The sequence below is a fragment of the uncultured Bacteroides sp. genome, from assembly GCF_937912035.1.
In the GTDB taxonomy this organism is placed as follows: Bacteria; Bacteroidota; Bacteroidia; order Bacteroidales; family Bacteroidaceae; genus Phocaeicola.
In genome coordinates this window covers 1-23355 of sequence record NZ_CALDPF010000027.1, presented here as the reverse complement: position 1 = coordinate 23355, position 23355 = coordinate 1, and the positions used below count along the sequence as shown (strand labels likewise).

Below are 23355 nucleotides of genomic sequence, written 5' to 3'. Positions count from 1 at the left end.
GCTAAACTGACGTACGGGTAACCGTACCGGGGGTTCGAATCCCCCAGCTTCCGCAAAAAAGCTCTATAATCAATTGATTATGGAGCTTTTTTTTGTGATTTTATTTAAAAAGATTCAATATTCATTGAATTTGTTTCTCTGGTGTTATATAATTTATATGTATTTCATTGCAATAGCTAATATTTAACATCTAAATTTTCTGTAATTGCTCTTTTAATCTGGATACTATCAGCAGCATTACTAAACGGTACAACCCTATAGGAGGTAGTTTTTTCTATATTAAACCAGTCATTTTCAGGAACAAGATTTTTATTCTTTGAATATTTATTATTAACCATCATTCCCCATGTAGCTCCTCCAGTAAGATATACAGGAAAACTATCTTGTTTTATTCTTTCAATAATATCAATCGGATTATCTAAGTGAAACAAGGTTCTTACGTAATAATCTTTTTGTATTTCTCCTGGTTTATAATTATTGCTATATGGACCTAGTATATCAAATTGATGTATTGGATGACATATAGCAAATTCAATTCCTTTTCTTGGGAATGAAGATCTTACCTCTATTTTTTTATTATTAGAAATAACTTTTAAATCTATCTGTTTGGCTGCATCGTCAAATTCTGTTTCTGAGACAATTTCATCGTCACTGTTTAGATATTGTTTCCAAAAATATTCAGAAACAACACCAGCTATGCAATTAGCTAAAATTCGTTTATTATCTCTTTTGTGTGAAGAGTCATTAGCTGTACCGGGATTAACCTTCTTCGCTAAATATTCTGCTTTTGTAAGCAATGAATCTATCAGTTTTTTATCTTCAGGATTTGATAAATAATTCAGACGGTAGGATACAACATTAAAAGGTGCTCTTCTACAACTTGTAGGATACTTTTTGGAACATTCAATAATTAAATTTTCTATTTCCATATATTATTGATTATAAATTACTTAATGTGTTCCTAAGTTGGTTGGATAAAAGGTAAATATTCTTCGCAAAAATAATGTTTATTTGATTTCTTTTCAAAGATAAGAATTTATTATGCAGCAGAGGCATAAGAGTAGTCTAAAAAATCAATATTTGTTTTCTAAGGTTTGAATAAACAATATTCAGATATATAATAGGTTTATTATTATGTTATGAGTATTCTTTGTACAAAAAGTAAGAAAACTTGCGTATTATATGTTATATTGATTGTTTTATGGCATTTTTCCTATCCGTGTAATGAAATGATTTTATCAAAATAGAATGTATTGTTAATTTGGAACTTGTTTGTGTTTTTTTATATAGTAATTAAATGTCGTTGAATTGTTAAATCTCTCTTGTTAATTAAGAATTATAACTATAAAAATGACATGTTATTTCATCAAAAATGTGCTGAAATATTGATTTGAATGTCCTGTCGTTTTATGCAAAGTTTTGGGACACTTTGATTTTGGGTATAAAATGTATGAAAAATCGTTGTTTTTATCTCCAGATTTGATTCCTGATATAATTGTTCCTTTTTGTTATTATGTTATTTTAATCAGCTTATATTTATTATTTGTGTTTAGATAAGTCTGTTGTGTTTGATAATTATTTTGTAATAGGAAGAAATAACTTTCATTATGAATTTGGGAATCTGTGTGAGAATCTTTATTTCTGAAATGATTTGGGTATCGGATTTGATTTTACGATTCCAGGCAAGGGAATATGTCATTTTGACAAAAAGTAATGTTACGAAAATATGGTTGAAATCATCTTGTAAGAAAAAGTTTAATCAAACTAATAAATTAGTGTGATACTATTTAAATCTTTATAAACTAATGTTTAAAAATGTATTATACTTAAATTTTATTGTAGCACTAAATTTTATTTGTATTACATTTACAGTCGAAATCAATTAACTGAGAATTATAATACTATAAATCTTTTTATGGAAACAAAATCAATTTTATTTATGGGGATTTCATTGTTGGCGCAAGTTACAATAGCAGCCGATGATGTTCAGGTAAAGTCTGACCGCCCAAATATTCTTTTTATATTGAGTGATGATCATACTTCTCAGACATGGGGAATCTATGGAGGTGTGCTTGCCGAATATGCTCAGACTGATAATATCCAGAGGATAGCAAGGGAAGGAGCAGTTCTTGACAATTGTTTCTGTACTAACTCTATTTCAGTACCTAGTAGGGCGGCAATCTTGACTGGTAGATACAGTCATAGGAATGGCGTATATACTTTGGATGATTCACTTGATGTGTCAATTCCTACTTTTGCAAAAGAGTTTCAAAAAGCAGGATACAGTACTGCCCTTGTAGGAAAATGGCATTTAAAGTCTCAGCCTCAAGGGTTTGATTATTATTCAGTATTCCATGACCAGGGTGAATATAGGGACCCGACATTCAAGAACAGCGACAGACCATGGCCGGGGAATATAAATTTTGGTGTCAGAGAAAGAGGATTCTCTACTGATATTGTGACGGATAAGGCTATAAAATGGATGAAAAAACAGGACAGGAATAAGCCATTCCTGATGTGTTGTCATTTTAAGGCAACTCATGAACCTTATGATTTCCCTGAACGCATGCGTCATCTGTATGATGGAGTGACTTTCCCTGAACCGGAAAATCTGTTTGATTGGGGAAAAGAGACTAATGGAAGAACCTTCCAGGGACAGCCGCTTGAAGAGATGATCAGGCGTTGGGAAACAGCTTCTGCCGATCCGGACAAATGGTGGTGTAGATATCCTGAATTGCCTTTCAGTGTGAAAGGAATGGGGAAAATTGCAGCAAGAAAAGCTGCTTATCAGAAGTTGATAAGGGATTATCTGCGTTGTGCGGCTACTGTGGATGATAATATAGGAAAGCTGTTGGATGCTCTTGATGAAATGGGTATTTCAGATAATACTATTGTAGTTTACGTGGCAGATCAGGGATATTTTTTAGGAGAACATGGTTTCTTTGACAAGAGGATGTTTTATGAAGAAGCGGCACGTATGCCTTTTGTTATCTGCTATCCTAAACAGATTCCGGCAGGACAAAGAGTTGAAGAGCTTATTCTGAATGTGGATTTTGCTTCTACATTGTCTGATTTTGCCGGTGTCAATGCTCCTGAGGGTAATCAGGGAAAAAGCTTCAAGGATATTCTGGTTTCAGGTTCGGCAAAAGACTGGCGGAAAAGTATATATTACAGGTATTGGACCCAGCATGAGATACGTCCGGCACATATCGGTGTTAGGAATGACAGGTATAAGCTGATATTCATATATGGAGACAGGCTGAACATGACCGGTTCGTCTGACTATGTATCCGAGCCTTCATGGGAGTTCTATGATTTGCAGAAAGATCCTAAAGAAAATCATAATGCATACAATGACAAGGAGTATGCATCAATAATAAAGGAAATGAAAAAAGAGATGATGAGATTGCGTGAAGAGACAGGTGATACAGATAAAGGTTCTGAACGTATGATGCAGATACTCAAGAAAGAAGGATTGTTATAATTTAATGTTGGAATCAAAATGAGACAAAAGTATTTTATTATAACTTGCTTCTGTATATTATTATGTGGTTGTGGCAGTAAAAACATTCTTTCAGAAAAGGAATACAACCATGGTGTCAATATCATTCCAATGCCACAGAATATGCAATTGGGGAATGGAAAATTTACCATTGACAATAATACCAGGATTATCATATCTGACGACTCGCTGAGTAATGTTGCCGATTTCTACTCCCAAAAAATACAGGCTTCAACTGGTTTTGATATTAAGGTTACGGGCAAATACTCGAACAATTCCATAAGCCTGTCTATTGACAGTAATATAGGAAAAGACCTTGACAACAGGCTGGCTGCCGAGTCATATACACTTTCTGTAAAGGAAAATGGTGTAGACATTAAGGCTTCTACACTTAAGGGAATTTTTTATGGTATGGCTACGTTTATGCAACTGCTTCCAGCCGAAATAGAATCTTCCAGCAAAATATATAATGCTGAGTGGACAGCACCGGTAATTGAGATTAAGGACAGTCCGCGTTTTAAATACAGAGGATTGATGCTTGATGTGGCAAGACACTTTATATCTGTCGAAGGACTTAAGAAACATATTGATATGCTTGCTTTGGTCAAGATAAATAATCTTCACCTTCATCTCACTGATTTTCAGGGATGGAGAATTGAAATAAAGAAATACCCTAAACTGACAGAAATTGGAGGGACCCGTATAGATGAGTATGGCAATGTTTATTCAGGATATTATACTCAGGAAGAAATTAAGGAGCTGGTAGAATATGCTCAGGACAGATTCATAAATATAATACCTGAGATAGATGTTCCGGGACATTCACTTGCCGCTATTGCTTCCTATCCTGAACTTTCGTGTACAGGCGAGAAGTATGATGTAATGAGCAGGTGGGGACCATTCCCTGTTGTCTTCTGCCCTGGAAAAGAAGATATGTTTGAATTGCTTGATGGAGTGTTTGCCGAAATGAGTACTCTGTTTCCTAGTGAGTATTTCCATATAGGCGGAGACGAATGTCCTAAAAAAGTGTGGGAAATATGTCCTAATTGCCAAAGGAGAATAAAAGAGGAGGGTCTTTTTGATGATAAGGAACATACCGCTGAGGATAAGTTACAGAGTTATGCAATATCACGATGCGAACAGATTCTCAAAAAATACGGAAAGAAAATGATTGGTTGGGATGAAATTCTTCAAGGTGGTTTGGCGCCTGAAGCTACAGTCATGTCATGGCGTGGTGAAAAAGGTGGTATAGCTTCGGCTCTTATGGATCATAATGTGATAATGACACCAACAAGCGGCGGTATGTATCTAGACCATTATCAGGGAAATTCGCAGGCTGAACTTTTTGCTTGGGGAGCATATGCTCCTATTGTGAAATCATATAACTATAATCCGGTGCCAGATACATTGGTCAGAATGGGAAAAGAAAAATATATTTTGGGAGTACAGGCCAATGCTTGGACAGAATGTATGTATACAGAAGATATAGTTGAGTATCGTGTATATCCTAGAATTTTTGCAGTTGCAGAAACAGGGTGGACAGAAGATGAGAAGAAGAATTTTGACGACTTCTCACGGCGACTGAACAATATGGCGGTAAGGATGGATTGTCACGATATCAATTATCATATACCTTTACCTGAACAACCGGATTTTTGCAGAAATCACCTAGCGTTTACAGATGTTGTCAATGTTTCTTTTGACACTTCCAGACCAATGAAAATGGTATATACAACAGATGGTACAGAACCGGGTCTTGATTCGCCGGTATATTCTGAACCGATTATGATTGACAAAACGTGTACCATTAAAATAAGAAGTGTCCTGCCGTCAGGAAAAATGAGTATCGTAAGAGATGTTTTTGTCGAGCGTCAGTCATACAAGGAGCCTGACACATCAGATGAGCCGGTACATAGCGGTTTGAAACTTCGTTTTGCACCTCACAGATGTATGTATGTCAGTGAATTGGGTGAAATAAAAGAATGGAAAGACAGCGTTCTGACATCAATAGAACCTATAGTCAGACTTAGAAAAAACAAATATTCCAATGTAGAGTTTTATGCGGCAGTAGCAGAAGGATTTTTCTATGTTTCTGAAAGCGGTATATATGAGTTCTCGTCTAATAATACCAGAATAACCGTTGGCGATTATATTGCTGTAGATAACGACGGAAAGCCTCAGATAAATTCTAAGTATGGCAAATCCATGTCTCTTAAGCAAGGTTGGCATAAAATAAAGGTTGAACAGATTTCCAATTTTATAGGTGGTTGGAATTCACAGCAGAGAAATAATGGCGCCGTGATGATAAGAAAATATGGCGATAAGAAATGGACAAATATATCGAAAGAAAACATTAAATATAACTGATTATGGAATTTGAAGTAAAAAAACATTTCCTTTCTACGTTGTTTGTTGGAGGATTGGCATTGCCTGTGCTTGCACAGGATTACACAAATATTGTTCTTATAAATCTTGATGATGTGGGATTTGGAGATTTCTCATGCAATGGAGCATACGGTTATAAAACTCCGAATATAGATAATATGGCATCTCAAGGTGTAAGGTTTACACATTTTCTTGCTTGTCAGCCTATAAGTGGGGCTTCTCGTGCAGGTCTGATGACAGGATGTTATCCTAATCGTATAGGTTTTGCCGGAGCTCCCGGCCCGAATTCTGATTATGGAATACATCAGGACGAAATGACAATGGGAGAACTCTTGAAGCAGAAAGGATATGCTACTGCTATCTTCGGAAAATGGCATTTGGGAGATGCTCATGAATTTCTGCCTCTCCAGAATGGTTTTGATGAATACTATGGACTGCCATATTCTAATGACATGTGGCCTTATCATCCACAACAAGGAGAAGTGTTCAATTTTCCTGATTTGCCGACTATAGATGGCAATAAAGTCGTAGGTTATAATACAGACCAGACTAAGTTTACTACAGATTACACAGACAGAGCAATAAACTTCATAAAGAAAAACCGTAAACAGCCGTTTTTCCTCTATCTGGCACATTCAATGCCTCATGTACCGCTTGCTGTATCAGACAAGTTTAAAGGAAAGAGTGAGCAGGGACTTTTTGGTGACGTTATGATGGAAATAGACTGGAGTGTAGGTCAGGTTCTGAAGACTTTGGAGGATAATGGACTTATGGAAAAAACTCTTGTGGTACTAACCTCTGATAATGGTCCGTGGGCGAACTATGGAAATCATGCAGGCTCTGCGGGGGGACTTCGTGAGGCGAAAGCTACAACCTTCGATGGCGGAAATCGTATTCCTAGTATCATGTATTGGAAGGGACATACCAAACCGGGCACAATATGCAATAAGCTGGCTTCAAATATAGATTTATTCCCTACATTTGCGGAAATTTCAGGTGCTCCTCTTCCGCAGAAAAAGATAGACGGTGTGAGTATTCTTCCGCTTATCAAAGGTGATGATAGTGCAAATCCACGTGAGTCTTTTGTTTACTATCTTAATAAGAACGATCTTGAAGCTGTGACAGACGGGGAATTTAAACTTGTGTATTCACATAAATACGTTACATATGGGGCATATGAACCAGGTAATGACGGACAACCAGGAAAACTTACTGTAATAGAAGTGGAAAAACCGGAATTGTATGACTTGCGTCGTGATCCGGGAGAAAGGTACAACGTTATTTCACAGTACCCTGAACGGGTTATAAAGCTCAATCGTATTGCGGATAAAATGCGTGAAGAACTTGGAGATAATCTTACGCGCAAAAAAGGAGCTGAACGTAGAGAACCAGGTCATCCGGCGAAAAAATAACTGTTCAGTTATTTTATTACTAAAAAAATCAAGCCCTATACAACTTCCCGGGATATTATCTGTCATTGAAGTTTATAGGGCTTGATTAGTGTGTCGGAATTGATGTAAAATTGTTATCTTTGCAGCCGTTTTCGCTATTTTATATTATATATATTGCAATGAATAAATTAAACGGACTACTTTATGGTATAATATCATCTGCATCGTTTGGATTGATTCCGCTTTTTGCCATTCCTGCCATGCAACATGGCATGGACTTTATGAATGTCATTTCCTACAGATTCCTTTTTGCAACAATAGCACTGGCTGTTCTTCTGAAAATCAGGAAGGTTTCTTTCGGTATAGAAAAATCGGATTTGCCAACGCTCTTGCTGCTTTCATTTTTTTATCTGATTTCTTCCGTATTCTTGTTGTGGGGATATAAGTTTATGCCGTCGGGGGTGGCTACTACAATACATTTTATGTATCCTGTGATAACGACTCTTGTCATGATGCTTTTCTTCCACGAAAAGAATTCACTGTTTCGCACGTTGGCTATCCTGATGGCGATAGGAGGGGTGTATGCACTTTCGTATTCCGATTCGCAAGGTGAAACTAATATGTTGGGAGTGATCATAGTGTTGATATCGGCAGTGGGTTATGCCTTATATCTTGTTACGGTTGGTCAACGCAAGAACCAAAACCTGAAAGGACTGAAACTTACTTTTTATGTGTTTCTTTTCAGTACAGTGATATTGCTTGTGGGAATGTCTTCAACTGGAAATTTGCACACTATACCGGATGTAACTACTGCTGGTAACTTGCTGTTGCTTGCCATAATACCTACTATTGTGTCAAATCTGACTTTAATAGAGGCTATAAAGTACATTGGAGCTACCCAGACATCTGTATTGGGGGCTATGGAGCCGGTAACTGCGGTAATTGTGGGTATAGCGATTTTTGGTGAGACTTTTACTTTTACTATAGCAGTCGGTATAATACTTATAATTTCGGCTGTAACTATTATAATACTAAAGAGGTAATTAAATATAATACTAATATCGAATCGATTATGAAGAAACTACTTTGTCCTCAATGTAAAATATCATCTATGTATGTAAAGAATGCAGGTGGTGAACGCCGACTTGTATATGTGGATGAAAATCATAATATAGTGGCTAAATATCCTGAAGAGGGCCTTGAAGGTTTCAATCTTACTGAGGTTTATTGTTTGGGGTGTTCTTGGCACGGCTCTCCAAAGAGGTTGAGTAGTAAATATGTATGAATTTATTGCACAAAATCCGTTTTTTTGTGTAATAATTGTTTCTTTACTACTCGTTTTTGGTAAGTTTTAGTATCTTTGCTGCCTAAATGTTTAAATATTAATGAATTATATATTATGGAAAAAGTTATAATCAATTCTTATGAAGAATTTGAGAAGTTGGTAGGCAAGCAGATAGGTGTTTCTGAATGGTTGGAAATTCCTCAGGAACGCATAAACCAGTTTGCTGACGCAACTTTGGATCATCAGTGGATACATGTAGATGTTGAAAAGGCTAAAGTAGAGAGCCCATATAAAAGTACTATAGTACACGGTTATCTTACATTGTCTTTGCTTCCGTATCTATGGAATGAAATTATAGAAGTGAACAACCTCAAGATGATGGTTAACTACGGAATGGACAAGATGAAATTCGGTCAGGCTGTGCTTTCTGGACAGAGCGTTCGTCTTGTTGCAGATTTACAGTCGTTGGTTAATCTTCGTGGGGTAGCCAAGGCTGAGATAAAATTCTCTATAGAGATTAAGGATCAGAAGAAGAAAGCTCTTGAAGGAGTGGCTACATTCCTTTATTATTTCAATTAATAAGTCATAAATTAAGGGTTAAACAGTTCGGCTCCCGGACTATTTAACCCTTTGTTATTTTCTGTTTTCAAGTCTTCTTACATCTGTTGGTAGTTCTTAGCCAGACCTCCTTCGCTTGTTTCCTTGTAGAGCGACGGCAGGTCATGACCTGTCTGTTTCATCACTTCAACTACTTTGTCGAACGATACACGGTGGTGTCCGTCGGTAAAGGCAGAGTATATATTTGCATCGAGTGCTCTTGCCGCTGCGTATGCGTTTCTTTCTATACATGGTATCTGTACTAGTCCGCATACAGGGTCGCAAGTCATTCCCAAGTGATGTTCAAGCCCCATTTCGGCTGAGTATTCAATCTGTGCAGGACTTCCGCCGAATAATTGGCTTGCAGCTGCCGATGCCATGGAACATGCCACACCAACCTCAGCCTGACATCCTGCTTCTGCTCCTGAGATTGAAGCGTTGTGTTTTACAATGTTTCCCACCAGACCGGCAGTGGCTAGTGCACGCAGTATTCTTGCATCACTGAAATCACGGCTTTCCTGCAAATGTTTAAGCACTGCCGGAACTACTCCGCACGAACCGCATGTAGGAGCTGTTACTATCTTTCCTCCTGAAGCGTTTTCTTCGCTTACAGCAAGTGCGTATGCAAATACCAGGCCGCGTGAGCGTAGTGAATCCTTGTAACCCTTGGCGCGTATGTAATATGACGAGGCTTTTCTGGGCAGATTGAGAGGACCGGGAAGTACGCCTTCTGCATCCAGACCTCTGTCTATGGCTGCTTTCATGGTTTCCCATACCTCGGCCAGATAATCCCATATTTCAGGACCTTCGCACTGTTCTACATATTCCCAGTAGCTTTTACCTGTATGTTTGCACCACGCCAGTATTTCGCTCATGCTTTTCATGTCGTAAATATCTTTTGATACTGTTCGTCCTTTTCCTTCTTCTGCCAGTGCTCCACCGCCTACACTGAACACGGTCCATTCGTCTGTCACTTGCTTGTTGGCATTCAGTGCCTTGAATGTCATTCCGTTGGGATGAAAAGGAAGGAATACATGCGATTTCCATATTAATTCTACAGGTGCATGTGGTTGTAGTGTGTCTAGTATGGCTACGTCTGTCATGTGTCCTTTGCCTGTTGCGGCAAGACTTCCATACAATATTACTTGAAACGATGCAGCTTCCGGATGTCTTTCCAGGAACATCTCGGCTGCTTTGCGTGGTCCCATTGTGTGGCTGCTTGATGGGCCTGTACCTATTCTATATAGTTCTTTAATTGATTTCATCTTTGTTGTTATCTTGTTTGTTATGTATTCAAATATTTACTACTGTTATTCCCGCTCCACCGAACTGTACGTGCTCATCGTGGAAACTTGATACTCCAGGAACTGTTGCCAGATATTGTCTGATCAATGTACGTAGTATTCCGGAACCTGTGCCGTGGAGGATTCTCACATTTTTTGCTCCCACAAGAATGGCATCATCTATAAAGTATGTCACAGCCTGTATTGCTTCGTCTCCTCTCATACCTCTTACGTCTATCTCGTGTTTGAAGTTAAGCTTCTTGTCGTACATTCTACTTTGTGTAGCACTGCTTACGAAGCTGGCCTTAGCCGGAGATGTGGCAGTTGGCTTAGGTGCATCAGCATGTTCCAAACGTTCTGTCTTGACATTTGTCTTCATAAGTCCGAACATTACTACTGCATTCTTGCCGTTTATCTCCATCACCTGTCCGGTACTTGTCTGTCCCTTTATGCGTACATAGTCGCCCGTGTTGATAGGTTTCACTTTAGGAATGACAGGCTCTTTAGTTTCGTTTGCTTTCTTTTCTTTCTTTTCCTTGCGGCGTTCCTGTTTTTCCCTAAGTTTTTCCATCTTTTGGGCTATCTTCTCTTCCATGGCCGCCTTTTCCAGTTCTTCCACTTCTCGTCTGAAGTCTGTAAGTTCCTGTCTTGCCAGACGGGTACGTTCTTTCTCTGCTTGTGCCTCTTTGATTGTACGTATGGTGTTTTCTATGCGTGCATTCGATTCCTGCAGAATCTTTTCAGCCTCTTCCTTGGCTTTTTTCAGGATTTCCTTTCTGCTCTTTGCCAGTTCCTCCATTTCCTTTTCATAGCGTGAAATGGTATCTTCCATCTGTTTTTCACGCTTGCGTATGTTTTGGCGTTTTGTTTCCCAGTAACGTTTGTCGCGCACTATGTCTTGTAGGTATTTGTCGCTTTGAATGTATTCGCTACCTACTATTTCAGAGGCATCGGCTATAACATCTTCCGGTAATCCTATCTTACGTGCTATTTCAACAGCAAAAGAACTTCCCGGATTACCAATCTGAAGCTGGAACAGTGCTCTCATCTCATGACGGTCGTACAGCATGGCACCGTTTATAACTCCTTCGTTATTCTCGGCAAAATGCTTCAGGTTCTGATAGTGAGTGGTTATTACTCCGAATGTCTTCTTGTTGTTGAATCGTTTCAATACTGCTTCTGCTATCGCACCGCCTATCTGTGGTTCTGTACCGCCACCGAACTCGTCTATCAGGATGATACTGCTGTCGTTGCAGTATTTCATCATATTTTTCATGTTCGTTAGGTGAGAAGAGTATGTACTCAGGTCATCTTCAATACTCTGTTCGTCACCTATGTCGATAAATATGCTGCTGAATATTCCTGCATGACTACGCTCGTTCATAGGTACTGGTATTCCGCATTGCAGCATATACTGCAGCAGTCCTACTGTTTTCAGACACACGGATTTACCTCCGGCATTAGGCCCGGAAATTAGCAAAATTCTGTCCTTGCTGTTAAGTGCTATTTCCAGAGGTACTACTTTTTTATTATGTTTCTCCAGATTTATTCTCAGTAGCGGATGTATGGCATCAAACCAATCTATTGTCCTACTGTTCTCCATTGCAGGTTTTGAAGCCTTGATATCTATACTGAACAAAGCCTTGGCTCTGATGAAATCGATTTTTGCAAGGAACTCGTATGATACCATTATGGCAGGAACGTGCGGACGTATCTCTTTTGAGAATTCAGTCAGGATTCTTATTATTTCTCTTCTTTCTTCACCTTCCAGCTCTCTGATTCTGTTGTTTGCCTCTACAACTTCGGCAGGTTCAATGAATACGGTTTTTCCTGTAGCTGACTCGTCGTGAACAATACCTCTGATTTTTCTTTTCATACCAGGTGCTACAGGTATCACCAGTCGTCCGTCGCGTACAGTAGGAGTTACGTCCTTGTCAACATATCCTTCTGACTGTGCTTGTCTGAGGATTGAGTTAAGGCTGCGTGATATGCTTCCGGCTGTAGATGCCAGTTCGCGTCTGATGTTGAGCAGCTCAGGTGATGCGTTGTCCTTTATTTTGCCGAATTTGTCGAGTATATTATTGATTTTTGCAGTTAGCTGAGGGAAAACCATGATGTCTTCAGCCAACTTTCTCAGGTTGGGGTAGTGGTTGTTGGTGTAATTGCCGTCATCATCCGTCTCGTCATCTTTCTGCAAGAAGAGAATTATCTCTCTGATAGTTTCCAGCGAGCGTCGCAGGTCGAACAGTTCCGCTTCGTTCATGTACATACCTTCAATTCTGATTTTTTTTAGTGATGGGCGTACATCGAAGAAATTCTGGCTAGGGAATTCATTCTCACCTTGTATTATCTGCATGAACTCAGTCACCTGGTCCAGTAATGAATTAACATTGTCGAAATCGTCGGAGAAACTCATTTCGTCTACCTTTTCATGCCCCAAGGTACATAGACATTTGTTTTTTATGAGTGTGCGTATCTGGTCGAATCCTATTTTCTGCTCAAAATTCAGAGGATATATCATGTCTGTATATTGTATTTTATGCTGTTTTAAATTGTTGACAAAGGTACTACAATGCAGTTGTATTTCAAAAAAAGAAAACAATAATTTGATTGCATCTGTTATATTAGATATAACTATGACTGATAATACGATAAGCGTACTTTGTCAGTTTGCAATATCAGAATAAAATGACTAACTTTGCATCGCGAAGAATATGGGTATATTGATAAATGAAACTTAAGAAAGATATAGAAATAGAAAAAGGTCCCGATGGATATATTCTGGGTGGTGAAGGAATGGAAGCGTCGGAATATGACATGCTTACTCCTCTTAGCGATGAGGCAGTATTTCTTATCAGGGAGATAGGTCAGGATGAATTCGACGAAGATACTTTGGCGAGTATGCTGTGTAGTGAGTTTGGGATGGACTATACACGTGCTTTAGAGGAGGCCCTTGTGTTGATGAATCATTGGCAGGATATAGGAATAACACGTTGGTGAACCTGTTTATTACATGAAATATTTGGACAGTAAGATATTGGGCAGTGCAATGGCTACAGCCTCGTGGATGTATAGGCAGACATCAGGATATAGAATCCCGGTGTCTGCTTCTGTGCTATTAGGGGTTATAAGAATTGTTGCTTCTCTTTCTTTTATCTGGATTAGTAAGGAGATGATAGATATGGCTGTCGGATCCGGTGGAAACCTTACTAAATATGCCTTATTACTAGTTTTTGCACTCGCTGCGGAAATTCTGTGTTCTGTGTCTCAGGGATATATTGATGTTAGGGCCGAAGCCGGAATACGTAATGCTTTACGTAGTCGTGTGTTTGTCCGGGCACTGAATGCCAGATGGAATGGAAAGGAAAGATGGCATACGGGAGATGTGGTCAACCGTCTGGAAGAAGATGTCAGGGTTATTGCCGACACACTGTGTCACCTTGTTCCCGGAGCGTTGGTTACTATGGTACAACTTGTAGCAGCATTTGTCTTTTTATGGACTATGAACCCTGTGCTGGCATGGGTTATACTTTGTATATTGCCTGTGTTTATGGTTTTAGCCGCAATTATGGCACGGCGGATTAAAAAACTCACAATAGAAATACGTAGATCCGATTCTAAGGTGCAATCTGTTTTGCAGGAGTCTCTTCAAAGACGTATAGTCATAATAGCACTTGGGAGGGTGGAATATGTAATGAACCGCCTTTTGAATTCGCAGGATGCTCTTATGGAAAAGGTGATGAAAAGGAACAAGTTCAGTATGTCGTCGCGTGCTGCCATGATGACAGGTTTCGGAACTGGTTATCTTACAGCCTTTATTTGGGGAGTACACCGTATGCAGGATGGTGTGGTTACATTTGGTATGTTGTCGGCTTTTCTTCAGCTTGTAGGTCAGATTCAACGTCCAACAGCCGATATGAGCCGTCGACTGCCTGCGATTATACATGCCATGGCTTCGGCAGAGAGATTAATGGAAATATACGATTCCGAGCAGGAAGATACTCTTTTGACTGATGATGACCAGACATTCATTCCTGATGGAATAAGGTTGGAGAATGTAACATTTGGCTATCCTGATGCAAACAGAAAGATATTCCAGAATTTTACACACGATTTCCGGCCTGGAACTTCTACAGCCATTATGGGCGAGACGGGTGCAGGAAAGAGTACAATGATGCGTTTGATGCTTGGTTTGCTTAAGCCCGAAAGTGGTAATGTCATACTTTATTCAGAAGACGGTAGTTGTGCTGATGCTTCTGCACGGTTCAGGAGTGGAATAGTATATGTTCCTCAGGGAAATAGCCTTCTCAGTGCAACAATCCGTGAGAATCTTATCGGCGGAAAGAAGAATCTTTCTGATGATGTTATCAGAAATGCTCTTTACATGGCTGCTGCAGAGTTTGTTTATGATTTACCTAATGATCTCGATACTAAGTGCGGCGAAGGTGGAGAAGGACTGAGTGAAGGTCAGGCCCAACGCATAGCCATAGCCAGAGCATTGCTCAGTGAAGGCCGTATAATGCTTCTTGATGAGTTTACTTCAGCTCTCGATGCCGAAACAGAGAGTAGACTTATGGACAGGCTGACGGAAAACTATACAAGTAAGACGCTTGTATTTATTACTCATCGCAAGGAGATAGCAGAAAGATGTGAAAATGTGGTACATGTTAGCAGAACATGATTATGAAGAAACTTATATTGCCGAATGAAATATTGATGGGTGAGGTTGAGAGGCTTCTTTTGCAGGGCACTGCTGTCACAATTATGACAAAAGGTAACAGTATGTTACCGTTTATTGTTGGTGAGAGGGATAGTGTAGTATTAAAGCCATACGGAAAGCCACAGGTAGGTGATATTGCTTTGGCGCATCTGGACAGTGGGACGTATGTGCTTCATAGGATTATTGCTATATCAGATACAGGTATTGTGACGTTAATGGGTGATGGAAATATCCGCGGAATGGAGCATTGTCATTCAGATAGACTTTGTGGAAAGACGGTAACTGTTATCAGACGCGGACGTAGATACAATCCCGATTCAAAATTGTGGATTACTATGTGGCGTATCTGGCGACAAATGCTGCCTGTACGGCGTTATCTTTTAGCTTTATACAAACGACTTTTAATTAAACTTATATAGGATAGAAGGATGAATAAACTTTATTCATACATAGTAGGTGGACACAGGTTTTACTTGAGTATTCCTGAAAAGTCCGGATTTTTATCATCTTTGGACAATTACAAACCATTTTTGGAAAGTGAAATATGTGTGGATGGCTTTTCTCCGGAAAGTGTATCCGACAGTGTATTTTGTCTGGAGTTGGATATTGAATTGGAAGGAAAGGAACTGATGAATAATTCAGATTTATTGGCTGAGTTCGATAATGATACCGCCTTTATATCTGTTATGTTAGGTGGCAACGGTGAAAGAATCTTTCTTATTTCGTTGAATCGTGAAATGAAGGAACAGGGTGGACTCCTTGTTATAGACAACGGAAATGCTTATTGTAGGCTGTATACAGGAGCATGTAATGGTGGCAGACACAAACTGTTTGTGTTAAATAATGCGCTGATGTTGCTTTATGCCTTGTTTACAGCTACTAGAAATACACTTCTTATCCATGCCTCAGTAGCCGTAGCAGATGGCAAAGGATATGTGTTTTTGGGAAAGAGCGGAACTGGGAAAAGTACACATACAAGGTTATGGCTCAACAATATTCCTGATTCGTGGTTGCTTAATGATGATAATCCTGTAGTAAAGATTGAAAAAGGCGGTTGTGTAATGGTGTACGGTTCGCCATGGAGTGGTAAGACACCTTGTTATCGCAATGAAAAAGCTCCTCTTGGAGCTGTGGTCAGACTTAGTCAGGCTCCACATAATTTCATCAGACGGTTGTCGGGAATTCAGGCTTACGCCGCACTATCGCCATCGGCTTCATCAATGAGATGGGACAGGGTAATGGCTGACGGACTTCATAAAACTTTATCAGGCATTATTCAATCAGTAGGGGTTTTTCATTTGGAATGTCTTCCTGATGCAGACGCTGCATTTTTATGTCATGATGCTGTAAAAAAATAATTTATATTACAATAAAGTCAATATTTAAAACTATAATAAAATGAGAATTAAGAAAGGATTTGTACTGCGTGAATTAGCAGGTGAAAAAATAGTTTCTGGAGAAGGGTTGGAACAAATAGATTTCAATAAAATAGTTACACTTAACACATCTGCTGCTTATATTTGGGAACACATATCAAACAGGGAGTTTGATTTGGAAACAATGGTTGATTTATTGTTGGACAGATATGATATCGAACGAAGTGTTGCGCTTCAGGATGCACGCCGTCTTTTAGATAACTGGATATCAATAGGTCTTGTTGAATAGTAAAGATTAGGTTAAGACTTTAGTATATGCATGTATCTCTTTATAAATTGGAATACATGTATTTTTTTGCAATATATATTTAATATTTAAGTATATATTTACGTAATATCTTATTTTTTTAGCATAAAAATCGCCTTTCGACGTTTATTTATGCAAAAAAGCAGTAAATTTGCCGCCAGTTAGAGTTTTTAATTGAAATGCAAGAAAGGGTAAATAATATTATTGAGATTTCCCATGTCTCAAAATACTTCGATGATAAGGTTGCTCTTGACGATATCAACCTTTACATACGCAAGGGCGAGTTTGTAACAATATTAGGACCTTCGGGTTGTGGTAAGACAACGTTGCTTCGTCTGTTGGCAGGTTTCCAGACAGCATCGGAAGGTGTTATAACAATTAATGGTAAAGAGATTACCCAGACACCTCCGCATAAGCGTCCTGTCAACACAGTATTCCAGAAATATGCTTTATTTCCTCATCTTAATGTTTACGACAATATAGCGTTCGGTCTGAAACTGAAAAAGATGCCTAAGGATGAAATCATGCGCAAGGTGAAGAATGCCCTGAAGATGGTGAGTATGAGCGATTATGAGTATCGTGATGTAAACTCGCTTTCCGGTGGTCAGCAGCAGCGTGTGGCTATAGCACGTGCCATAGTGAATGAACCTGATGTTCTTCTGCTTGACGAGCCGCTTGCAGCACTTGACCTCAAGATGCGTAAGGATATGCAGATGGAATTGAAGGAAATGCACAAGCGTCTGGGTATTACGTTCGTGTATGTGACACACGACCAGGAAGAAGCTTTAACTCTGAGTGACACCATTGTAGTGATGAGTGAGGGAAGAATTCAGCAGATAGGAACTCCAATGGATATATATAATGAGCCTGTCAACTCGTTTGTAGCTGACTTTATCGGTGAGAGTAACATACTTAATGGAGTGATGATACACGACCGCTTAGTAAGCTTTGCAGGCGTAGAGGCAGAATGTGTGGACGAAGGATTTGGTGACAATGCACCTGTGGATGTGGTTATACGTCCGGAGGATCTTTACATATTCCCTGTAAACGAATCAGCGCAGTTCCGCGGTAAGGTTACGTCATGCATATTCAAGGGTGTGCATTACGAGATGGTGGTAGTTGCAAACGGATTTGAGTTTGTTGTGCAGGATTATCATCATTTTGAAGTAGGATCAGAAGTAGGACTGTTGGTGAAGCCATACGACATACATATAATGAAGAAAGAAAGGGTATGCAACACGTTCGAAGGAAAAATCATCGATGAAACTCATGTTGAGTTCCTCGGTTGTGAGTTTGAGTGTCGTAAGGAAGCTACTTCAGGCATGGATGCAGGTACGGATGTGCTGGTGGAAGTACCTTTCGACGGAATTGTGCTTGACGACAATCAGGAGGACGGTACTCTGACTGGAAGCATAAGCTTCATCCTTTATAAGGGCGACCATTACCATATCACTGTCGATTCCGATTGGGATGAGCCTGTATATGCCGATACAAACGATATATGGGATAAGGGCGACAATGTGGGTATCAGCATTCCGTCTGAATACATATCCATACGCAGAAAAAATTAATAACTAACTATAAAAGGAAACGAGGTGAAACTAAGTAACATTCGTATTTTTCTTACTTCGCGTAAGAGTTGGACATTGCCGTACATCATCTTCTCGGCATTCTTTGTGGTCCTTCCGCTGATATTGATTGTGGTATTTGCGTTTACTGACGAGAGGGGGGATTTCACTTTTGCCAACTTCAGTAAGTTCATGTCTCATCCGGAGGCTGTGAACACATTTATCTATTCCATAGGTATAGCCATAATAAATACACTGATATGTATCCTGCTGGGCTATCCGGCAGCATATATTCTGAGCAGGCTAAAGTCAGGCTATTCGCAGATAGTAGTGATGCTTTTCATCCTGCCTATGTGGGTAAATATTCTGATACGTACTCTTGCCACAGTGGCACTGTTCGATTTCTTCCGTGTACCGCTGGGAGAGGGAGCATTGATTTTCGGTATGGTTTATAACTACATTCCGTTTATGATTTACCCCATCTACAATACACTGGTCAAGATGGATCGCAGCTATATCGAGGCGGCACAGGATCTTGGAGCAACTCCTTTTCAGGTTTTCACCAAAACCATACTTCCGCTGTCCATGCCGGGAGTGGCAAGCGGCATTCTCATGGTGTTTATGCCTACCATTTCTACTTTTGCCATAGCCGAGGTGCTTACAATGAACAATATAAAACTGTTCGGTACTACAATTCAGGAGAACATTAACAACAGTATGTGGAACTACGGTGCCGCACTTTCGCTCATTATGCTGTTCCTTATAGGTGCCGCCACTCTTTTTGCTTCTGACGACAATCAGGAGAAGGAAGGAGGTGCGATATGGTAAACATGATAAAGAAAGTCCTATGCCATGGCTATCTGTGGCTGTTGCTTCTGATGCTTTATTCTCCTATCATTATAATAATGATATACTCATTCACGGAGGCTAAAGTTCTTGGCAACTGGACAGGTTTTTCAACAAAACTTTACGAAAACCTTTTTGTTCATGGTACTCACCACTCTTTGGTAAATGCCCTTTGGAACACTATTACCATAGCCTTGATTACAGCTGTAGTATCTACTCTGCTTGGAACGATAACTGCAATAGGTATGTTCAACCTGCGTGCTCGTCAGCGTAAGGCTGTGTCATTCATAAACAACATTCCTATATTGAACGGTGATATAATCATGGGTGTATCCCTGTTCCTGCTTTTCGTATCGTTGGGAATACATCAGGGATATGGCACTGTGCTCATGGCTCATATAGCTTTCTGTACACCATACGTAGTGCTCAGTGTGTTGCCGCGTCTCAAACAGATGAACCCTAACCTTTACGAGGCTGCGCTCGATCTGGGAGCAACTCCCGGACAGGCATTGAGGAAAGTCATCATCCCTGAAATTCTGCCCGGAATGATAGCAGGTTTCATGCTTGCAGTAACAATTTCAATTGACGATTTCGCTGTAACCATATTTACCATAGGAAACGAAGGGCTTGAGACTCTTTCTACATACATATATTCGGATGCAAGAAAGGGCGGACTTACACCGGAACTTCGTCCGTTGTCAACTATTATATTCCTCATAGTGCTGTTTATGCTTATAATGATAAACCGCCGTGCAGAAAAGAAGAACGCAAAATAATGATACAAAGATTATGAACAGACTTTATACAATATTTCTGACACTGCTCACGGCAATATTCCTTACAGGATGCTATAACAGCGAGGATCGTGAAAAGGTCTTGAAGATTTACAACTGGGGCGATTATATCGACGAGGAACTGCTGGCAGCTTTCCCCGAGTGGTATAAGGAGCAGACAGGAGAGGAGATAAGCATTGTATATCAGACATTCGATATAAACGAAATAATGCTTACCAAAATAGAACGCGGTAAGGAAGACTTCGATGTGGTATGCCCTTCGGAATATATTATCGAGAGAATGCTGGTGAAAGACCTGCTTCTGCCTATAGATACGGCTTTCGGCAAGACACCAAACTACATTCACAATATATCTCCGTATGTACGTGGCGAGCTGGATAAGCTTGGACTTCCTGGACGTCCGACGTCGAAATATGCTGTAGGATACATGTGGGGTACGGCAGGAATACTTTACAATAAGAAATATGTATCAACAGAAGAAGCATCTACATGGCATTCTTTATGGGATAGCAAGTTCCGCAACAAGCTGCTGATGAAAGACAGCTATCGTGATGCATACGGAACGGCTGTGATATATGCCAATCGTGAAGCCTTGGCAAAGGGCGATATAAAAGTTGATGACCTGATGAACAACTATTCTCCTGAGGCTATTGCTACAGCTGAAAAATACCTGAAGGATCTGAAACCTAACATAGCCGGATGGGAGGCCGATTTCGGTAAGGAAATGATGACCAAAAGCAAGGCATATCTGAATATGACATGGAGCGGTGATGCTGTGTGGGCAATAGACGAAGCCGAAGCTATTGGAGTGGAGCTGGGATATGAAGTGCCGAAAGAAGGAAGTAACGTATGGTTCGACGGATGGGTTATTCCGCGATATGCACGCAACAGGAAGGCTGCAAGCTATTTCATAAACTATCTTTGTCGCCCTGATGTGGCATTGGCTAATATGGAAACCATAGGTTATGTCAGTGCGGTTGCCACACCTGAGATTCTTGAGGAAAAGATTGATACAACTCTTGAAACATATTCTAATCTGGCTTATTTCTTCGGTCCTGAGGCAAGACATATACAGATAGATCCGATACAGTATCCTGACAGTGCGGTAGTGTCACGCTGTGCAATTATTCGTGATTCAGGAGAGAGGACACAGGCTGTTCTGGATATGTGGTCGCACGTCAAGGGAGATAATCTTGGAGGAGGACTTGTGATATTCATTCTTCTTACATTGTTGGTGCTGGTTATCTATGTTTCGTATAAAAAGATAGAGAAATATAGGAACAGACGTAATCAGAGCAGAAGAAAAAGAAGAGTCAAATGTCATATTCGTCGATGATTTTATTCTATTCATAGGTATATTAAGGGAGGTATTTACCTCCCTTTTTTATTTTGTCGATAAAACAATCGGGTGTATCTAAACTTCTTTTTATACGTAGTGTCGCATTATATTTTTGCCGGAAATAAATGTTTATGATATGAGTGTAAAAAGATCTGTATTATTCATGGCATCATTACCTTTTCTGGTGTTTTTGTGTGTTTGTTTATCGTCATGCAGTGCCGACGATGATTTGAGAGTCTATGAACCTGTTGACAAGCTGCATATAGGAGAGCAGTATGTCTTTGATACGACTCTTAATAATATAAGGCAGGGCGATTCAGTAGTAGTTCTAAATTTTTATAAGGAAGAAATCACGGACCTTGATTATGTTGATTATGATGAGGATTACTGCTGTTTCGTATTCCGCAAAGGAACAACTTCAAAGTATAAAATAAGTTGGAACTTTATCTCATATAGTAGTTATGTGGAGTTACAATACGGTCAAAACGGAATGTGGTATAAGATAAGTCAGTATGGCATGAATGATTATGTTCTTACAGCCAATGACGGTATGACTGTAAGAATGATATGTGAGCCAAGTAAGAAACAGATAAATCTTACCGTAAACGAATTCTCCATTGAAGAATATGTACCTCAAGAGTAGTCATGGTTTGGACAGTACTAAATTCCTATATTTATCATGACTTTAACCTTTTTATAGTTTTGATTGCTAAGGATTTACGTAACAATCGTATACAATAAATAATATGAATATTTAATATCATTACAGTTCTGTAAAAAAGTAGATAAATAGTTCTTTGAATTTATTGAAATATGGTCAATTATACGGTATTCTGAAATGAAACAGACTTCATTTTGCAACTTTACAGTCGGATATTAATGACTTTTATGTTCCAAAATAAATACGTTTTCTCTCAACTTACCGTTTTTTTGAATAGAAATCAGTTAATAGCTATGTTTGCAAGTATGATGGTAATCGTGAGAGCTTGTGAGAGGCGGACAAACATCCTTGACTTTTCAATCCATGATGAAAATACTTATTATAGTTCGGAAGAACTTACGCTCTTTTAAAGAATTTTATAGTATATACTTTTCTTTGTTTTCAGAGCCAAAGTGAACTAAAGTATAAGACAAATGGAAGTGAAGAATACTTAAGAATGTATTAACAGATGCTGAAGTGGAACTGACAAGAAATCCCGTAGTTATTCAAACTCGTTTAATATTACGACGAAGGATATGATTGTGAATTCACTTTTTTGACTAATGCAAAATATTTTTCAGTATTATGTACCGCCAATCTTTATAAGAAATGATTGTTGGTTTAATTTTTCTTCAAATGGTTCAATCAACATTCTAAATATAAAGAATTTATGAGGTACATCGGAGAATACTGTTTGCATACAAATCTTGTTACTATTATCTCATACTGTCTTGTGGCTATTGTCCAATATGATATGAAACCTTACAGATTTTCTGTATCTCATTGTTGGACAAAACTCACTTGTGTTATCTGTTCAACAAAACTAATTTCAATGATGACAAAGGTCTATATTATCCACTGATTACGGGACTATTTGATTAATTTTTTAACTCGTTCCATCTTAATGGAACACTAATGACTTATACTTATGAAAAGTGCAAAGAACTATTCAAGCTCTATGACTAGAATTATAGCAGGAGCATCTTTAGCTTTTTTTGTATCAGGCATGGTTGTAGCAGCAAATGAATCATCATCACCTCATGCCGATGCTATAGAAAGTATTCTACAACAAAAAACTATTAATGGTAAAGTTCTCGACGCAACAGGTGAACCTATTATCGGTGCAAACGTATTGGTTAAGGGAACTACAAATGGAACAATTACCGACATTGACGGAAAATTCACATTGAATGTTCCAACAGAGTGCGTACTTCAGATTTCCTACATTGGTTTCAATACTCAGGAAATTAAGGTTACTTCTA

At 39.1% G+C, this 23355-nt stretch carries 20 protein-coding genes; 17 read left to right on the top strand and 3 right to left on the bottom strand.

Annotated elements, in window-relative coordinates; translation table 11 throughout:
- Nucleotides 1-176 precede the first annotated feature (176 nt).
- The gene (locus Q0486_RS04890; protein ID WP_299230768.1) at nucleotides 177-929 is read right to left on the bottom strand and encodes a hypothetical protein; all 753 of its coding nucleotides are present in this window, start codon (nucleotides 927-929) and stop codon (nucleotides 177-179) included.
- A 1010-nt stretch (nucleotides 930-1939) separates the two neighbouring features.
- On the opposite strand from Q0486_RS04890, the gene Q0486_RS04885 reads away from it, so the two are divergent.
- The 6 genes from Q0486_RS04885 to Q0486_RS04860 all read left to right on the top strand — a co-directional run bounded on the left by Q0486_RS04885 (nucleotide 1940) and on the right by Q0486_RS04860 (nucleotide 9142).
- Entirely contained in the window at nucleotides 1940-3484 is a 1545-nt protein-coding gene (locus Q0486_RS04885) for a sulfatase (RefSeq protein ID WP_299230772.1), read from the top strand.
- Nucleotides 3485-3502: 18 nt separating this feature from the next.
- Nucleotides 3503-5869 (top strand): family 20 glycosylhydrolase, encoded by a 2367-nt coding sequence (locus Q0486_RS04880; RefSeq protein WP_299230766.1) that lies wholly within the window; start codon nucleotides 3503-3505, stop codon nucleotides 5867-5869.
- 2 nt (nucleotides 5870-5871) lie between these two features.
- Nucleotides 5872-7299 carry a sulfatase gene (locus tag Q0486_RS04875; RefSeq protein ID WP_299230764.1) on the top strand — a complete coding sequence of 476 codons (1428 nt, stop codon included), beginning with the start codon at nucleotides 5872-5874 and terminating at the stop codon, nucleotides 7297-7299.
- A 158-nt stretch (nucleotides 7300-7457) separates the two neighbouring features.
- The gene (locus tag Q0486_RS04870; RefSeq protein ID WP_299230762.1) at nucleotides 7458-8321 is read left to right on the top strand and encodes a DMT family transporter; all 864 of its coding nucleotides are present in this window, start codon (nucleotides 7458-7460) and stop codon (nucleotides 8319-8321) included.
- 29 nt (nucleotides 8322-8350) lie between these two features.
- Entirely contained in the window at nucleotides 8351-8563 is a 213-nt protein-coding gene (locus Q0486_RS04865) for a hypothetical protein (RefSeq protein WP_299230760.1), read from the top strand.
- 114 nt (nucleotides 8564-8677) lie between these two features.
- Nucleotides 8678-9142 carry a MaoC family dehydratase gene (locus Q0486_RS04860; RefSeq protein ID WP_299230758.1) on the top strand — a complete coding sequence of 155 codons (465 nt, stop codon included), beginning with the start codon at nucleotides 8678-8680 and terminating at the stop codon, nucleotides 9140-9142.
- Nucleotides 9143-9219: 77 nt separating this feature from the next.
- Here Q0486_RS04860 and Q0486_RS04855 read toward each other — a convergent pair whose 3' ends face one another.
- Entirely contained in the window at nucleotides 9220-10425 is a 1206-nt protein-coding gene (locus Q0486_RS04855; protein ID WP_299230756.1) for an L-serine ammonia-lyase, read from the bottom strand.
- A 28-nt stretch (nucleotides 10426-10453) separates the two neighbouring features.
- Entirely contained in the window at nucleotides 10454-12964 is a 2511-nt protein-coding gene (locus tag Q0486_RS04850; RefSeq protein WP_299230754.1) for a Smr/MutS family protein, read from the bottom strand.
- Nucleotides 12965-13173: 209 nt separating this feature from the next.
- On the opposite strand from Q0486_RS04850, the gene Q0486_RS04845 reads away from it, so the two are divergent.
- The 11 genes from Q0486_RS04845 to Q0486_RS04795 form a co-directional block, all read left to right on the top strand.
- Nucleotides 13174-13443 carry a hypothetical protein gene (locus Q0486_RS04845; protein ID WP_299230752.1) on the top strand — a complete coding sequence of 90 codons (270 nt, stop codon included), beginning with the start codon at nucleotides 13174-13176 and terminating at the stop codon, nucleotides 13441-13443.
- Between the two features lie 13 nt (nucleotides 13444-13456).
- A complete protein-coding gene (locus Q0486_RS04840; protein ID WP_299230750.1) occupies nucleotides 13457-15124 on the top strand; it encodes an ABC transporter ATP-binding protein in 1668 nt (555 codons plus the stop codon).
- Nucleotides 15125-15126: 2 nt separating this feature from the next.
- The gene (locus tag Q0486_RS04835) at nucleotides 15127-15582 is read left to right on the top strand and encodes a S24/S26 family peptidase (RefSeq protein ID WP_299230748.1); all 456 of its coding nucleotides are present in this window, start codon (nucleotides 15127-15129) and stop codon (nucleotides 15580-15582) included.
- Nucleotides 15583-15591: 9 nt separating this feature from the next.
- Nucleotides 15592-16521, top strand: a complete 930-nt coding sequence (locus tag Q0486_RS04830) for a hypothetical protein (RefSeq protein ID WP_299230746.1) — start codon at nucleotides 15592-15594, stop codon at nucleotides 16519-16521.
- Nucleotides 16522-16561: 40 nt separating this feature from the next.
- Nucleotides 16562-16828 carry a PqqD family protein gene (locus tag Q0486_RS04825; protein WP_299230744.1) on the top strand — a complete coding sequence of 89 codons (267 nt, stop codon included), beginning with the start codon at nucleotides 16562-16564 and terminating at the stop codon, nucleotides 16826-16828.
- 197 nt (nucleotides 16829-17025) lie between these two features.
- Nucleotides 17026-18417: an ABC transporter ATP-binding protein gene (locus Q0486_RS04820; protein ID WP_299230742.1), complete on the top strand. Its 1392-nt coding sequence runs from the start codon at nucleotides 17026-17028 to the stop codon at nucleotides 18415-18417.
- Nucleotides 18418-18441: 24 nt separating this feature from the next.
- On the top strand, nucleotides 18442-19242 hold the full coding sequence (locus Q0486_RS04815) for an ABC transporter permease (protein WP_299230740.1): 801 nt from the start codon (nucleotides 18442-18444) through the stop codon (nucleotides 19240-19242).
- 2 nt (nucleotides 19243-19244) lie between these two features.
- Complete coding sequence (locus tag Q0486_RS04810) at nucleotides 19245-20036, top strand: ABC transporter permease (protein WP_299230739.1); 792 nt, start codon at nucleotides 19245-19247, stop codon at nucleotides 20034-20036.
- A 13-nt stretch (nucleotides 20037-20049) separates the two neighbouring features.
- Nucleotides 20050-21390, top strand: a complete 1341-nt coding sequence (locus Q0486_RS04805; RefSeq protein ID WP_299230738.1) for an ABC transporter substrate-binding protein — start codon at nucleotides 20050-20052, stop codon at nucleotides 21388-21390.
- A gap of 139 nt (nucleotides 21391-21529) precedes the next feature.
- Entirely contained in the window at nucleotides 21530-22036 is a 507-nt protein-coding gene (locus tag Q0486_RS04800) for a hypothetical protein (RefSeq protein ID WP_299230737.1), read from the top strand.
- A gap of 1063 nt (nucleotides 22037-23099) precedes the next feature.
- Nucleotides 23100-23355 (top strand): carboxypeptidase-like regulatory domain-containing protein (locus Q0486_RS04795; protein ID WP_299230770.1); only part of this gene is annotated, 256 nt, incomplete at its 3' end.